This window comes from Micrococcus sp. KT16 (genome assembly GCF_003315015.1).
GTDB lineage: Bacteria > Actinomycetota > Actinomycetes > Actinomycetales > Micrococcaceae > Micrococcus > Micrococcus luteus.
Genome location: NZ_QNRG01000019.1, coordinates 16,076 through 31,191, shown reverse-complemented (window position 1 = coordinate 31,191; position 15,116 = coordinate 16,076). Strand labels below are relative to the sequence as shown.

Sequence of the window (15,116 nt, the reverse complement as noted above, 5' to 3'; positions counted from 1 at the left end):
GATCAACTCCCATTGGGCGTCGGAGAGCATCTGGAACCGGGACATGTCCCCAGGGTCTCAGCTGACTCGTGCATCTATTCTCAGACACGCCCTAGACTGCACCGTGAACCGACCCCGCTCCGGCACCCCAGGAGGCATCATGCCCGCACCGACCCTCACCGATCTGCTCGAGGCCGGCGTCGCCGGCCGCACCGTGCTCATCCGGTCCGACCTGAACGTCCCGCTGGACGGGGACACCGTCACCGACGACGGCCGCATCCGGGCCTCGCTGCCCGCGATCCGGGACCTGGCCGAGGCCGGTGCGCGCGTGATCGTCATGGCCCACCTGGGCCGCCCCAAGGGTGAGCCGGACCCCGCGTACTCCCTCCGCCCCGTCGCCGCGCGCATGGCCGAGCTGCTGGGCACCGACGTCGCCCTCGCCGCGGACGTGACCGGGGACGACGCGCGCGCGAAGGCCGCCGCCCTGCAGGACGGCCAGGTGCTGCTGCTGGAGAACGTGCGCTTCGACGCCCGCGAGACCTCCAAGGACGATGCCGAGCGCGCCGCACTGGCCGGCGAGATGGCGGCGCTGGCCGGCGACGACGGCGCCTACGTGGGCGACGCCTTCGGCGCGGTCCACCGCAAGCACGCCTCCGTGTTCGACGTCGCGGCACAGCTGCCGGCCCACCAGGGCCCGCTGGTCGCCGCCGAGCTCGAGGTGCTCACCCGTCTGACCGAGTCCCCGGAGCGGCCTTACGTCGTCGTGCTGGGCGGGTCGAAGGTCTCGGACAAGCTGGCCGTGATCGACAACCTGCTGGACAAGGCCGACACGCTGCTGATCGGCGGCGGCATGCTCTTCACGTTCCTCAAGGCGCAGGGCCACGAGGTGGGCGCCTCCCTGCTCGAGGAGGACCAGCTCGACACCGTCCGCGAGTACCTGCGCCGCTCCGAGGCCGGGGCCGCCCGCATCGTGCTCCCCACGGACATCGTCATGGCCTCCGGCTTCGCGGCCGACGCCGAGCACGAGGTCCTGGCCGTGGACGCCCTCACCTCGGGCGCGCACGGCGCGTCCGCCATGGGCTTGGACATCGGCCCCGAGACGGCCCGGGCGTTCGCGGAGCAGATCCGCGGCGCCCAGACCGTGTTCTGGAACGGCCCCATGGGCGTGTTCGAGTTCCCGGCCTTCGCGGAGGGCACCCGGGCGGTGGCCCGGGCCCTCACCGAGGCCTCCGCGGCCGGCGGCCTGTCGGTGGTCGGCGGCGGCGACTCCGCGGCGGCCGTGCGCACGCTCGGCTTCGCCGACGACGCGTTCGGCCACATCTCCACCGGCGGCGGCGCCTCCCTCGAATACCTCGAGGGCAAGGAGCTGCCGGGCGTCACCGCCCTGGCCGGCGAGGGGCGGGCGTGAGCATGGCGGAGCAGACCACGCGCGTGCCGCTGATCGCGGGCAACTGGAAGATGAACCTGGACCACCTCGAGGCCGTCACCCTGGTGCAGCGCCTCACGTGGCTCCTCTCGGACGCGGACCATGACCAGGAGGCCGTGGAGGTCGCGGTGTTCCCGCCCTTCACGGGCCTGCGGTCCGTGCAGACGCTCGTCACCGGTGACCGCCTGGACCTCGTCTACGGCGCGCAGGACCTCTCGCCCGAGGACGCCGGCGCCTACACGGGCGACGTCTCCGGCGCGTTCCTGGCCGCGCTGGGGTGCCGTTACGCGATCGTGGGCCACTCCGAGCGCCGCACCCTCCACGGGGAGGACGACGCCCTCGTCGCGCGCAAGGCCGCCGCGGCCCTGCGCCACGGCCTCACCCCGGTGATCTGCGTGGGCGAGGGCCTGGAGGTGCGCCAGGCCGGCCGGCACGTCGAGCACACGCTCGCCCAGCTGGAGGGCTCGATCGCGGGCCTGTCGGCGCAGGACGTGGCCGGCGTCGTCGTCGCCTACGAGCCCGTGTGGGCGATCGGCACGGGCGAGGTCGCCGGCCCCGAGGACGCGCAGCAGATGTGCGCGGCCCTGCGCGCCCGCGTGGCCGCACTGCACGGCGACGACGTCGCCGCCGGACTGCGGATCCTCTACGGCGGCTCCGTGAAGTCCTCCAGCGCGCCGGCGCTGCTGGCGCAGCCAGACGTGGACGGCGCCCTCGTGGGCGGCGCCAGCCTCGACGCGGACGAGTTTGCTAAGATCGTCCGGTTCGACCAGGCCTGATCCGTCCGGCCCGACCGACCGCATTCTCCGTGACGGCCCCGGCGCGCGCCGGGGCCGCACCTCGACCCGAGGAGCCCTCCCGTGGACGTCCTGACCCTGGCCCTGCAGATCCTCGTGGTCGTGCTCAGCGTGGTCATCGTGCTGCTCATCCTGCTGCACAAGGGCCGCGGCGGCGGCGTCTCGGACATGTTCGGCGGCGGCGTGACCAGCTCGATGAGCTCCTCGGGCTCCGCCCAGCGTCTGCTCACCCGCCTGACCGTCGGCTCCGTGGTCGCCTGGGGTGTCGTGATCGCCCTGCTCGGCGTCCTGCCGCGTCTGACCATGGAGTCCTGAGGCCGCCCCGCCGGGCCCCGACGCGAACGCCCCGCACGGAAGATCCGTGCGGGGCGTTCGCGCGTCCCGGACCGGTGGGGCGCCGGGGGCCCCTCAGCGTTCGGAGGCCTGCACGGGGGAGAGGTCCGTGCGCGGCAGGCCCTGGTGGAGCACGGCGCCGAAGACCTCGTCCGGGTCCAGGCGGCGCAGCTCCTCGGCCAGGCAGTCCTGGATCGTCCGGCGTGGCAGGGAGATGCGCTGCACCGGCCGGCCCTGCTGATAGAGCCGGGCCACCTGCGACTGCGAGCGGGAGAGCACCACGTCCCCGTCCGTGCACCGCAGGCGCACCGCACGGATCCCGTGGCCGACCTTCGAGTGCGCGATCGTCACGGGCACCTTCAGGGTCAGGGTGAGCCACGCCGCGAGCAGCATGGTGCTGGGGGAGTCCGGCGCCCCGTCCACCGTCACCGAGCGCAGGGTGGCCACGTCGAGCGTGTCGAAGATCCCGGCCACCTGGATCCGCCACAGCGTCAGGCGCGTCCAGGCCAGGTCGGTGTCCCCCTCATGGTGGCCCGCGCGCAGAGCCCACAGGGCGGGCTCGGCCGCGGACGCCGAGGCCGTGTCCGTGATCCGGCGGTGGGCCAGGCGACCGAGCGCCGTCGCCGAGGGGACCCCGGGTGGCACCCCGGGCCACCACACGACGATGGGCGCATCGGGCAGGAGCAGCCCGGAGACGAGCGACTCGTCGGCGTGGGCGTTCTCCCCGGCGCACCACAGCACCACGACGTCGGAGGCGCCGGCGTCGCCCCCGACCCGGATCTCGGCGTCCAGGCGGGTGGGGGCCGCGGGGTCGCCCAGGGCCAGGACGACGATGCGGCACGGGTGTTCGAGCGAGGCCGCGTTGGCGGCCTGGACGGCGGACTCGATGCCGGCGTCGTCCGTGCTGATCACGAGCGTGAGGACGCGGCCGAGGGCCACGACCCCGCTCTTCTCGCGCAGCTGCGTGATGCGCTTGGCCACCTGGGAGGTGGTGGTGTCGTGCATGCGGATCTTCACGGGCGCCTCCAGCTTCGTCCGTCGCGGGCCATGAGGGCGTCGGCCGAGGGCGGTCCCCACGTGCCCGGGGCGTAGGGCTCGGGCTGGGTGCCCAGGCTCGCCCAGTGCTCCTCGAACGGGTCCACGATCCGCCAGGACAGCTCCACCTCGGCCTGGCGCGGGAACAGCGGCGGCTCCCCGAGGAGCACGTCGAGGATGAGACGCTCGTACGCCTCGGGGGAGTCCTCGGTGAAGGCGTGGCCGTAGCCGAAGTCCATCGTGACGTCGCGGATCTCGGTCTGCGTGCCGGGCACCTTGGACGCGAAGCGGATGGTGACGCCCTCGTCCGGCTGCACCCGGATGACGATGATGTTCTGCCCGAACTCGTCCCCGTCGTGGACGGGGAACAGCAGGTGCGGGGGCTTCTTGAAGACGACGGCGATCTCCGTCACCCGCCGGCCGAGGCGTTTGCCGGCCCGCAGGTAGAACGGCACGCCCTGCCAGCGCCGCGTGCGGATGCCCACCTTGAGCGCGGCGTACGTCTCCGTGACGGACGCCGGGTTGAAGCCCTCCTCGTCGAGGAATCCCGTGACCCGCTCGCCGCCCTGCCAGCCGGAGGTGTACTGGCCGCGGGCGGAGGCCGCCGCGAGTCCCTCGGGCGTGTCCGGGACGGTCACGGCCTCGAGGACCTTCTCCTTCTCCGCGCGCAGATGGTCCGCGTCGAACGAGATCGGCTCCTCCATCGCGGTGAACGCGAGCAGCTGCAGGAGGTGGTTCTGGATGACGTCGCGCGCCGCGCCCACGCCGTCGTAGTAGCTCGCCCGTCCACCGATGCCGATGTCCTCGGCCATCGTGATCTGGACGTGGTCCACGTGCTCCGCGTTCCAGAGCGGCTCGAACATCCGGTTGGCGAACCGGAACGCGAGGATGTTCTGCACCGTCTCCTTGCCGAGGTAGTGGTCGATGCGGAACACCGCGTCCGAGGGGAAGACGCGCTCGATCACAGCATTGAGCTCCTGCGCGCTGGCCAGGTCGTGGCCGAAGGGCTTCTCGATGACCACGCGGCGCCACGGGCCCTCGGCCGGCTGCGACCGGTCGGCCAGGCCCTGGTCGGCCAGGTGGCGGGAGACGGCCTCGAACCAGTCCGGCGGGATGGAGAGGTAGAACGCGGTGTTCCCCCGCGTGCCGCGTGAGGTCTCGAGCTCGGCGAGCACCTCGTCGAGACGGACGTAGGCAGCCTCGTCGTCGAACGCGCCGGAGACGAAGCGCAGACCGCCCTGGAACTGGTCCCACACGGTCTCGTCGAACGTGGTCCGGGAGGAGGCCTCGACGGCGGCGCGCACGTAGTCGGCGAACTCCTCGTCGGACCAGCTGCGGCGACCGAAGCCGACGAGGGAGAACGCCGGCGGCAGCAGGCCGCGTTGGGCCAGGTCGTACATGGCCGGCAGGAGCTTCTTCTTCGCCAGGTCGCCCGTCACGCCGAACAGCACGAGCGCCGACGGGCCCGCGATGCGGGTCAGGCGCCGGTCACGGGGGTCGCGCAGCGGGTTGCGGGGGGCGGTCCGGGACTCACCGGCCACGGACGGCGCTCCTCAGGGCCTCGATGCCCGCGTCGCGGCGGCGCAGGTGCAGGGTGACCACGGGGCGGCCGAGATCGCCCAGCACCCGGGCGTCGCCCGCTGCCTGCGCGGCGATGAGCCTGCCCAGGGAGAACGGGCGGCCGGGCACCTCGAGGTCCAGGCCGGCGTCGCCGGTGATCTGCAGGAACACGCCGACGGCCGGGCCGCCCTTGTGGAACTGTCCGGTGGAGTGCAGGAACCGCGGACCCCAGCCGAACGTGACCGGGCGGCCGACCAGGTCCGCCAGGTCCGCGCGCAGCTCCTCGAGCTCGGCGTCGTCATGACGGGAGAGGTAGGCGTGGACCGCCAGGTAGCCGCCCTCGGGCACCAGTGCCGCCGTGGCGCGCAGCACGCCGGCCAGGTCCGGGGCAGAGGTCACGGACGCCGGGCCGGAGACCTCGACACCCTCCACCTCGCCGTCGGCCGGCCGCTCGGCGGCGGGGCCGTCCAGCAGGGTGCGGGCGGCGGCCTTGGCGGCCTCCACGTCCGGCTGGTCGAAGGGGTTGATCCCGAGCAGGCGGCCGGCCACCGCGGTGGCCACCTCCCACAGCAGCAGCTGGGCGCCGAGCGAGCCGGCGACCTGCACGCCGTGGCCCGGGGCCGCGACGTCGTCCTCGCCGACGAGCTGCACCTGCAGCAGGTCGGGGGCGTCCCACACGGTCTCGGGGTCGCCGGGGGCGACGACGACGGGCAGCAGCCCGGTGCCGTCCTTGCCCGTGGACTCGGCGATCAGCTGCTCGATCCAGGCCGGCAGTCCGGCGATGCCGGACCCGTGGTCGGCGAAGACGAGCTTGTCGCGCAGCGGGCGGGTGCCGCCCAGGGCCGCGCCGAGCTGCAGGCCCGGGTTGTCCTCGTCGTCGGCGATCAGCAGGTCGAGCACGGCCTCCGCGTCGTCCAGCAGGGCCGCGACGTCCACGCCGGCCAGGCCGGTGGGGACCAGGCCGAACGCGGTGAGGGCCGAGAAACGCCCGCCCACGGTCGGGTCCGCGGTGAAGACGGCGCGCCAGCCGGCGGACTCGCACGCGGCGTGCAGCGGTGAGCCCGGGTCCGTGACGGCGACCAGGCGGGTGCGGGGGTCGATCCCGGCGTCGCGGAACGCGGCCTCGACGACGCGGCGCTGCGAGTCGGTCTCCACGGTGGAGCCGGACTTGGAGGAGACCACCAGCACGGTTCGCTCGAGGTCGCGCTCGAGGGCGCGGGAGACCTGGAGCGGGTCCGTGGAGTCCAGGACCTCGAGCTCGACGCCGGCCGTCGCCGCGATCACCTCGGGGGCCAGGGACGAGCCGCCCATGCCCGCCAGGACCACGCGGTCCACGCCCTCGGCGCGCAGCTCCCGGGTCAGCTGGGCGATGTGCGGGACGAGGGCGCGGGAGTCCTCGAACAGGTCGATCCAGCCGAGCCGCTTGGCGGCCTCGTCGCGGGCCGGCGCCCCCCACAGGTCGGCGTCCTGCGCCCCGAGGCGGGAGGCGACGCGGTCCTGGAGGAGGGCGGGCAGATGGCGGTCGATCGCCTCGAGGGCGGCTCCGGTGGCGGTGAGGCCGAGGGTGCTCATGGGGGGTCCTTCCGTGCGCGTGGCGAGCGGGCGGCGGGGTCGGGGGGCGGGTGCGGTCAGCGATGGGCGTCGAGCCCGGAGCGGACCGAGCCGAGCAGCTCGTCCCACGCGGCCTCGAACTTCTCCAGGCCCTCAGTCTCCAGCACGTCCACGACGTCCTGGTAGGACACGCCTGCCGCGCCGACCGCGTCGAGCAGGGCATCGGCCTCGGCGTAGGCGCCCGTGACGGTGTCCGCCGCAATCACCCCGTGGTCGGCGACCGCCTCGAGGGTCTTCTCCGGCAGGGTGGTCACGGTGTGCGGTGCCACGAGTTCGGTGACGTACAGCGTGTCCGGCAGGGCGGGGTCCTTGACGCCGGTGGAGGCCCACAGGGGCCGCTGCACGGGGGCGCCGGCCGCCTCGAGCAGGCGCCAGCGCTCCGAGTCCAGGGCCTGCTCGAAGGCTCGGTAGGCCAGGCGCGCGTTGGCGACGGCGGCCCGGCCGGTCAGCGCCTCGGCCTCGGGGGTGCCGATCGCGCGCAGCCGCGCGTCGACCTCCGTGTCCACACGGGAGACGAAGAAGGAGGCCACCGAGTGGAGGCGGCGGACGTCGTGCCCGTTCGCCCGGGCCTTCTCCAGGCCGGTGAGCCAGGCGTTGAGCACCCGGCGGTAGCGGGGCAGGGAGAAGATCAGGGTCACGTTCACGCTGATGCCCGCGCCGAGCACGTCCGCGATGGCGGACAGGCCCTCCACGGTCGCGGGGATCTTCACCATGAGGTTGGGACGGTCGACGGCCGCCGCCAGCTCGCGGGCCTGCGCCACGGTGCCGGCGGCGTCGCGGGCCAGGCGCGGATCGACCTCAAGGGAGACGAAGCCGTCCGCCCCGCCGGTGCGCTCGTGGACGGGCGCGAGCACGTCGGCGGCGCGGCGCACGTCCTCGGTCGTCAGGGCGACGACGGCCTCGTCCACCGAGGCGCCGGCCGCGGCGAGGTCGCGCAGCTGTCCCTGGTAGGCGCCCGCGTCCGCGAGGGCGACCGCGAAGATGGACGGGTTCGTGGTGACGCCGGTGACCGAGCGGGTGGCGATCAGCTCTTCGAGCGTGCCCTCGTCCAGCCGCGTGCGGGAGAGGTCGTCGAGCCAGATCGACACACCGGCCTGGGCCAGCGCGGCGGTGTTCGGGTTCTGCGGGGTGCTCATGGTCTGCGGGTGCCTTCCCTTCGGGGTGGACGTGCTCGGGGCGCCGTGGGCGCCGGGCCTCAGAGGAGGCCGCGGGTCACCTCGGCGACGTGCTCGCCAGTGAATCCGTACTTCTCCATCAGGCGGGCGCCGTCGGCCGACTCGCCGTAGTGCTCGAGGCTCACGCGGGCGCCCGGGGAGGAGGCCGTCACCGTGTGCTCGAACCACGGCATCGCGATGCCGGCCTCGACGGAGACGCGGACCGGGGCGTCGGGGCCGTCGGGCAGGACCTCGGCCCGGTAGGCCTCGTCCTGCTCGGCGAACCACTCGAGGCAGGGGGCGGAGACGACGCGGGTCGGGACGCCGTCGGCCTGCAGCAGCGCGCGGGCCCGCACGGCCACGGAGACCTCGGAGCCGGTCGCGATCAGCAGCGCGCGGGCCGGCGTCGGCGCGCCGTCGGCATCCGTGGCGTCGATGAGGACGTAGGCGCCGCGGGCCACGCCCGAGGCGGGGGCGAAGCCGTCCGTGTCCCGGGGGAGCACGGGCAGGCTCTGCCGGGACAGGACGAGCCCGGCCGGGCGGTCCCGGTGCTCGAGCACCGTCCGCCACGCCCACGCGGTCTCGTTGGCGTCGGCCGGGCGGACGACGTCGAGCCCGGGGATGGCCCGCAGGGCGGCCAGGTGCTCCACCGGCTGGTGCGTGGGGCCGTCCTCGCCGAGGCCGATGGAGTCGTGCGTCCACACGTACGTGCTCGGGGTGCCCATGAGGGCGGCCAGGCGGACGGCGGGGCGCATGTAGTCGGAGAACGTCAGGAACGTGCCCACGTACGCGCGGGTCAGGCCGCCGATCGTGATGCCGTTGACGATCGCCCCGGCCGCGAACTCGCGGACGCCGAAGTGCAGGGTGCGGCCGTACTCGTGGCCCTGCCACGTGGCGGTGGAGCGGCGGGCCGGGATGAAGGAGGGCTCGCCCTTCATGGTGGTGTTGTTCGACCCGGCGAGGTCGGCCGAGCCGCCCCAGAGCTCGGGCATGACCGGCGCGAGGGCCGTGAGCACCTCTCCGGAGGCCGCGCGCGTGGCCAGGCCCTTCTCGTCCGCGTCCCAGGACGGGAACGCGTCCGCGAAGCCAGCGGGCAGCTCTCGTCCGGCCAGTCGGTCGTACAGCCGCGCGTTCTCCGGGTTCGCCTCGCGCCAGGCCTGGAACGCCACCTCCCAGCCGCGGCGGTACTCTGCCGAGCGCTCGGCGATGGACCGGGCGCGGGCCAGGAGCTCGGGGTCGACGTCGAAGGTCTTGGTCGGGTCCAGCCCGAGGCTCTCCTTGAGGCCGGCGACCTCGTCCGTGCCGAGCTTGGAGCCGTGGATGCCGCCGGTGTTCTGCTTCGTGGGGGAGGGCCAGCCGATCACGGTGCGCAGCTTGATCAGCGAGGGCCGGCCGGTCTCGGCCTTGGCCGCGACGAGGGCGTCGTACAGGGCCTCCACGTCCTCCGTGTACTCGGTCACGGCGTGGCCCTGGGCGCCGTTGGTCCAGTCGACCTCCTGCACGTGCCAGCCGTAGGCCTCGTAGCGGCGGACCACGTCCTCGGTGAACGCGATGTCCGTGTCGTCCTCGATCGAGATGCGGTTCGCGTCGTAGACGACGACCAGGTTCCCGAGCTCCTGGTGCCCGGCCAGCGAGGAGGCCTCGGCGGCGACGCCCTCCTGGATGTCCCCGTCGGAGGCGAGCACGAACACGTGGTGGTCGAACGGGGAGGTGCCGGGGGCGGCGTCGGGGTCCATCAGCCCGCGCACGCGGCGCTGCTCGTACGCGAAGCCGACGCCCATCGCCAGGCCCTGGCCCAGCGGACCCGTGGTCACCTCGACGCCGTGGGTGTGGCCGTACTCCGGGTGGCCCGGGGTCCTGGATCCCTCGGTGCGCAGCCCCTGGATGTCCTCGATCTCGAGCCCGGCGCCCGCGGCGAACAACTGCAGGTACTGGATGAGCGAGGCGTGGCCCGCGGAGAGGATGAAGCGATCCCGGCCCTCCCAGCGGTCGTCCGTGGGGTCCAGGTGCATGACGTTCTGGTACAGCTGCCACGCCACGGGGGCCAGCGAGATCGCGGTGCCGGGGTGGCCGTGCCCGGCCTTCTCCACGGCGTCCGCCGAGAGCGCCTTGAGCGTGTCCACCATCCGGCGGTCCTGCTCCGAGTAGACGAACCCGCGGGCCGGGGCCACCCGGTCCAGGGTCGGGGGGGTGGACGGCTGCGCGGCGTCGGTCACGGGTTCTCTCCTGGCGGATCGGGAGCGTCGGGGTGCGGCCCCGGCCGACGCCGGGGCGTCGCGGCGCGGGGCCGTCGTCCCAGCCTAGCCGCGCGACGGCGGGGCGGGCCCGACCGGGCGCCTCATGACATGCTTCGCCCCCGGGCGAACAGCCGTTGACACGAGTAGACTGGGTCAAGGCCTGACCGCAGGCGGACCGCCCGAGTGGCCGATCCGAACCCCGGGACGGGCACGCCCACCGTCCCCTCACCGTGAGAAGCAGATGTCATCCTCCCTGGAGTCGCCGTCCGCCGCCCGCGTCGCCGCCGCCGAGCCCGGCGTCGTCGACCGGTCCCCGCTGCCCCTGCGCCGCAAGGTCCGGGCGTACGTCGAGCTGACGAAGCCCCGGGTGATCGAGCTGCTGCTGGTGACCACGCTGCCGACCATGATCTTCGCGCAGCGCGGCTTCCCGGACGTGCTCACCATGATCGCCACGCTCGTCGGCGGTGCGCTCGCCGCCGGCGCCTCCGGCACCTTCAACTGCTACATCGACCGCGACATCGACCGGGTCATGAAGCGCACCGAGAACCGGCCGCTCGTCACCGGCGAGGTCACCCCCCGCGAGGCCCTCGTGTTCGCGTGGGTGCAGACGGTCGTGTCCATCCTGATCCTCGGGTTCGGCGCCAACTGGCTGGCGGCCGGCCTGGGTGTGGCCGCCATCTTCTTCTACGTGGTCGTGTACTCGCTCGTGCTCAAGCGCCGCACGGAGCAGAACATCGTGTGGGGCGGCATCGCCGGCTGCTTCCCCGTGCTGATCGGCTGGGCGGCCGTGCGCGGGACCGTCGAGTGGCCGGCCATCGTGCTGTTCCTCGTGGTCTTCCTGTGGACGCCCCCGCACTACTGGCCGCTGTCCATGAAGTACAAGCGCGACTACCAGCAGGCCGACGTGCCGATGCTCGGCGCCATCGCCTCCGCGCGCCACGTCTCCAACCAGGTCGTGCTCTACGCGTGGGCCACCGTGGCCTGCTCCCTCCTGCTCGTGCCGATGGGCTGGGCCGGCATCGTCTACACCGCGGTCGCGCTCGTCGTCGGCGGCTGGTTCATCTGGGAGTCCCACGTGCTGCAGGTGCAGGCCCAGCGCGAGGACTTCGAGGACCGCAAGGCCATGAAGGTCTTCCACCTCTCCATCACCTACCTGACGCTGCTGTTCATCGCCCTGGCCGTGGACCCGTTCGTGGGTGCGCCGCTGATGCACTTCGGCGCCTGAGCGCCGGTCCGCCCCCAGCGCTCCCCGGGACGCCGACGACGACGGCCCCGCACCAGCCGGTGCGGGGCCGTTCGCGTGCGCGGGGCGTCAGCCCGCGGCGACGGTGCGCGCGGGCGTGGCGGTCTCGACCGCGGCACCGGGTCCGGCCGTGACGTAGCGGGCGACCTGCCGGTCCCAGGCCTCCGTCGCCGACGCCACGAGCAGTGCCGAGCCGAGCATGTGCAGCAGGACCACACCGATCGGCAGGCCCGTGAAGTGCTGGGTGTAGCCCACGGCGGCCTGGAACACGAGGGCGAGCAGGAGCCGCAGCACGGCGGCGCGCTGCAGGCGGGAGGCGCCGGCCGCGCGGCGCACCGTGAAGAACAGGACCAGGGCGGCCGCCAGGAGCAGGTACACCGGGATCACGTGGATCCGGGTGACCAGCAGCGGGTCGAACTCGTGGCGCGGCGAGCCGGGGTCGCCGGAGTGCGGGCCCGTGCCGGTCACCACGGTGCCCAGGTACACGGCGGCCCACGTCAGCGCGAACGCCGCCCAGGCGGCGGCACGGGACCGGACGGTGGTGGCGCCGTCCACGAGGGGCACGCCCGCCCGGCCGGCGCGGCGCTCGGCGGCGATGCGCACCACGAGCAGGGTCGCCACGGCGACCATGATCGAGGACACGATGAAGTGACCGGCCACCCACCACGGGTTCAGATGCGTCAGGACCACGACGCCGCCCACGAGGGCCTGCGCGGGGATGCCGGCCAGCAGGCCCACGGAGAGCCAGAAGGGGCTCCGGTGGGTGCCGCGCAGGTTCCACAGGGACAGGAACATGGCGGCGGCGATGACCACCAGGACGAACGTCAGCGTCCGGTTGCCGAATTCGATGTAGCCGTGGATGCCCATCTCTGGGGTGTTGGTGAGGGACTCGGGTGAGCACTTGGGCCACGTGGGGCAGCCCAGGCCGGAGCCGGTGAGGCGCACGGCGCCGCCGGTGACGATGATGCCGATCTCGGACGCCAGGGACGCCACGGCGAGGGCCATGGTGGCCTTCGTGAGGCGCTGCGGCAGGCGGGCGGCGAGCCCGGCCGGGGCGGTCCCGGCCGCGGGGGTGGTGGTGGACACGGTGTCCTTCCGATCGTTCGATGCAGGGGGACGGGGAACGGCTCAGGGCCGCCAGCGGAACCAGCGGAGCGCGGCCGCGACGGCCACGGCGCCCCACAGGGTGAGCACGAGCAGGGGGACGGGCGACCAGGCCCCGTCCAGGAGGGCGGCCCGCAGGGCCGTGCCCAGCGCGCCGGAGGGGAGCAGGTCCACGCCGGGCACCCGCGCGGGGAACACCGTGCCGCCGACGGCGCCGAACAGCACCCACAGCAGGTTGGCGACGGCGAGGGTCGCCTCCGGCCGGGCCGTGCCGGCGAGCAGCAGCCCGAGGGCCGTGAAGGCGGCGGCCCCCAGCGCGAGGGCGACGAGGGCCGGCAGGATCCCCTCGGGGTCCGGACGCCAGCCGAGCGCCAGGCCGACGCCGCCGATCACGCTCACCTGCACCAGCAGGAGGGCCACCACCGCCAGGGCCTTGCCGGCGACGAGGCCGAGCGTGCCCAGCGGGGTGGTGGCCAGGGCGGCGAGCACGTCGTAGCGACGCTCGAAGCCCGTGGCGATCGCGGTGGCCGTGAACGCGGAGCTGATCACGGCCAGGGCGAGCACGCCGGGCACGGCCACGTCCAGGCCCGAGCGGCCGGGGGCGTCCAGCAGGCCGGTGACGTGCACGCCCACGAGCGCGAGCAGGGGCAGCACCACGGTGACGAGCAGCTGCTCGCCGTTGCGCAGCGCGGTGCCGGTCTCGTAGCCGGCCTGACGCAGGACGCGGGCGGCCAGCGGGGCGGCGCCGGCGTGGGCTCCGGTGCCGGCCGGGGCGCGGTGGTCGACGACGGGCGTGCTCATGCGGCGGTCTCCCGGAGGATCTGCTCGAGGCGCAGTCCGGCGCGCTCGAATCGGGTGGGCATCAGGGCGTGCTCCCGCCAGCTCGCGGCGAGGACGGCCAGGTCGTCCGGGCCGCGGACGCCGGCCACGCGCAGGCGGGCGGACTCGTCGAGGCCGGCCGCGCGCAGCGGCGCGGGCAGGGTGTCGGCCCAGGCGCGGACGGCGTCGGGGGAGGCGTCGCCGAAGTCCACGTCGACGACGTCGCCCTCGGCCACGCGCGTGAGCTCGGCCAGCGAGCCGGAGCGCACCACGCGGCCGGCGCGCAGGATGGCGACGTCGTCCGCGAGCCGCTCGGCGTCGTCGAGCAGGTGCGTGGTCAGCAGCACGGCGGCGCCGCGGTCGGTCTGTTCACGCACGACGTCGTGCACGACGGGCCGGGTCTCCGGGTCGAGGCCCGCGGTGGGCTCGTCGAGGAACAGCATGTCCGGCCGGCCGACGAGGGCGGCCGCGAGCGCGACGCGCTGGCGCTGGCCACCGGAGAGGCGGCGCAGGGGGCGGCCGGCGACCTCGGCGATCAGCAGGCGCTCCAGCAGCGGCTCGACGGGCAGCGGGTCGCGGTACAGGGACGCCACGTGGCCGACGAAGCGGCGGGCGGGGATCGCGGGCGGCAGGCCGCCCTCCTGCCACATCACGCCGATGCGGGCGCGCAGGTCGGCGGAGGCCCGCCACGGGTCTGCGCCGAACACGCGCACGGTGCCGGCGTCGGGCCGGTCCATGCCGTGGCAGAGGCCGAGGGTGGTGGACTTGCCGGCCCCGTTGGGGCCGAGCAGCACCGTGACGGCGCCGGCACGGGCAGTGAGGTCGACGCCCCGCAGGACGGGGGTGCGGGACCGGCCGCGGCCGAGGCTCCGGTGGACGTCGCTCAGGCGCAGGACGGGCTCGTCGCGCGGCACGGGATCCGGGGTCAGGGGAGGTCGGGGCACTGTGCCAGTCTAGTCCTCGGGCCCTGCGACCCCGGCTCGTGGGGCCGGGGGTGCCCGGGCCTGCGGCGGGTTCCGCCGTGGGCGTCATCAAGCCAGGTGAGCCTCACTTGAACCGTTCCAGATCAATAGGTCATGATGGCGTGGTGTATTCGGATCAGTCTGCGTCGCCCCCCGCTCCGGCCCCGGCCGAGGGCACGCGCGAGCGTGTGCTGCAGCTGGTCCTGACGCGTGGACCCGTGAGCGCGGCCGAGATCGGCCGCGAGCTGGAGCTGACCGCGGCCGCCGTGCGCCGCCATCTGGACGCGCTCGAGGAGGACTCGCTCGTCGAGGTCAAGCGGGTCACCGCGGCCCGCGGCGCGGGACGGCCCTCCCGCCGCTACGTGGTCACCTCGCACGCGCAGGAGCACCTGCCCAAGGACCACCTCGCCGTCGCCCTGGACACCCTGGCCCGCCTCGAGGAGCTCGGCGGGGAGGAGGAGGTGCGCCGCACCGCGCGCCACGCCTTCCGCGAGATCGAGGAGCGCTTCACGGCCGCCGTCGACGGCCGGGAGACCGCGCTGCAGGACCGCACCCGGATCCTCGCGCGGGTCCTCGACGAGGCCGGCTACGCCGGCACGCTGCGCCACTTCGGCGCGGGCCTGGCGCCCACCCTCCGCGCGGACCAGGTCTGCCAGGGGCACTGCCCGTTCCAGGGAATTCCCGCGCGCCATCCGGAGTTCTGTGAAGAGGAGACCGCGCTGTTCGCCCGCCTGCTCGAGGTGGACGTGCGCCGGCTCTCGACCCTCGCCGCCGGCGCCCACGTGTGCACCACACATGTGCCGCTGGGCCGCGACTGAGCCGCGCGGGCCTCGCCCCGGCTCCCGCCGACCACCCGACC

General features: G+C 74.4%; 13 protein-coding genes. 5 read left to right on the top strand and 8 right to left on the bottom strand.

Going from position 1 to position 15,116, the window contains the following annotated elements:
- The first annotated feature begins 139 nt into the window (after window positions 1–139).
- From pgk to secG, 3 genes are all read left to right on the top strand, one after another.
- On the top strand, window positions 140–1,387 hold the full coding sequence (gene pgk, locus DE149_RS11020) for a phosphoglycerate kinase (RefSeq protein ID WP_036315290.1): 1,248 nt from the start codon (window positions 140–142) through the stop codon (window positions 1,385–1,387).
- Between the two features lie 2 nt (window positions 1,388–1,389).
- Window positions 1,390–2,181: a triose-phosphate isomerase gene (tpiA, locus tag DE149_RS11015; protein WP_010078716.1), complete on the top strand. Its 792-nt coding sequence runs from the start codon at window positions 1,390–1,392 to the stop codon at window positions 2,179–2,181.
- Between the two features lie 81 nt (window positions 2,182–2,262).
- Window positions 2,263–2,514: a preprotein translocase subunit SecG gene (gene secG, locus DE149_RS11010; RefSeq protein ID WP_036315286.1), complete on the top strand. Its 252-nt coding sequence runs from the start codon at window positions 2,263–2,265 to the stop codon at window positions 2,512–2,514.
- Window positions 2,515–2,607: 93 nt separating this feature from the next.
- Here the strand turns inward: secG and DE149_RS11005 are convergent, their stop codons facing one another.
- Genes DE149_RS11005 through tkt form a run of 5 tightly spaced genes read right to left on the bottom strand, consistent with a single transcriptional unit; the run spans window position 2,608 to window position 10,108 of the window.
- Window positions 2,608–3,549, bottom strand: a complete 942-nt coding sequence (locus tag DE149_RS11005) for a glucose-6-phosphate dehydrogenase assembly protein OpcA (RefSeq protein ID WP_036315284.1) — start codon at window positions 3,547–3,549, stop codon at window positions 2,608–2,610.
- Entirely contained in the window at window positions 3,546–5,108 is a 1,563-nt protein-coding gene (zwf, locus tag DE149_RS11000; RefSeq protein WP_036315281.1) for a glucose-6-phosphate dehydrogenase, read from the bottom strand. The genes DE149_RS11005 and zwf overlap by 4 nt, the downstream gene beginning before the upstream one ends.
- Window positions 5,098–6,699, bottom strand: coding sequence for a glucose-6-phosphate isomerase (locus DE149_RS10995; RefSeq protein ID WP_036315278.1), 1,602 nt, complete (start codon window positions 6,697–6,699; stop codon window positions 5,098–5,100). Before DE149_RS10995 ends, zwf begins: the two co-directional genes overlap by 11 nt.
- A gap of 56 nt (window positions 6,700–6,755) precedes the next feature.
- Window positions 6,756–7,874: a transaldolase gene (tal, locus tag DE149_RS10990; protein WP_063189246.1), complete on the bottom strand. Its 1,119-nt coding sequence runs from the start codon at window positions 7,872–7,874 to the stop codon at window positions 6,756–6,758.
- A 59-nt stretch (window positions 7,875–7,933) separates the two neighbouring features.
- Entirely contained in the window at window positions 7,934–10,108 is a 2,175-nt protein-coding gene (gene tkt / locus DE149_RS10985; protein WP_036315272.1) for a transketolase, read from the bottom strand.
- Window positions 10,109–10,370: 262 nt separating this feature from the next.
- Here tkt and DE149_RS10980 point away from each other — a divergent pair, with 262 nt between their 5' ends.
- Window positions 10,371–11,354 carry a heme o synthase gene (locus tag DE149_RS10980; protein ID WP_036315269.1) on the top strand — a complete coding sequence of 328 codons (984 nt, stop codon included), beginning with the start codon at window positions 10,371–10,373 and terminating at the stop codon, window positions 11,352–11,354.
- A gap of 87 nt (window positions 11,355–11,441) precedes the next feature.
- Here DE149_RS10980 and DE149_RS10975 read toward each other — a convergent pair whose 3' ends face one another.
- Genes DE149_RS10975 through DE149_RS10965 form a run of 3 tightly spaced genes read right to left on the bottom strand, consistent with a single transcriptional unit; the run spans window position 11,442 to window position 14,239 of the window.
- A complete protein-coding gene (locus DE149_RS10975; protein ID WP_036315267.1) occupies window positions 11,442–12,458 on the bottom strand; it encodes a heme A synthase in 1,017 nt (338 codons plus the stop codon).
- A gap of 42 nt (window positions 12,459–12,500) precedes the next feature.
- Window positions 12,501–13,277 carry an ABC transporter permease gene (locus tag DE149_RS10970; RefSeq protein WP_036315265.1) on the bottom strand — a complete coding sequence of 259 codons (777 nt, stop codon included), beginning with the start codon at window positions 13,275–13,277 and terminating at the stop codon, window positions 12,501–12,503.
- Entirely contained in the window at window positions 13,274–14,239 is a 966-nt protein-coding gene (locus DE149_RS10965; protein ID WP_223247537.1) for an ABC transporter ATP-binding protein, read from the bottom strand. The genes DE149_RS10970 and DE149_RS10965 overlap by 4 nt, the downstream gene beginning before the upstream one ends.
- A 50-nt stretch (window positions 14,240–14,289) precedes the next feature.
- Here DE149_RS10965 and DE149_RS10960 point away from each other — a divergent pair, with 50 nt between their 5' ends.
- On the top strand, window positions 14,290–15,075 hold the full coding sequence (locus DE149_RS10960; protein WP_306452712.1) for a metalloregulator ArsR/SmtB family transcription factor: 786 nt from the start codon (window positions 14,290–14,292) through the stop codon (window positions 15,073–15,075).
- Window positions 15,076–15,116: the final 41 nt, after the last annotated feature.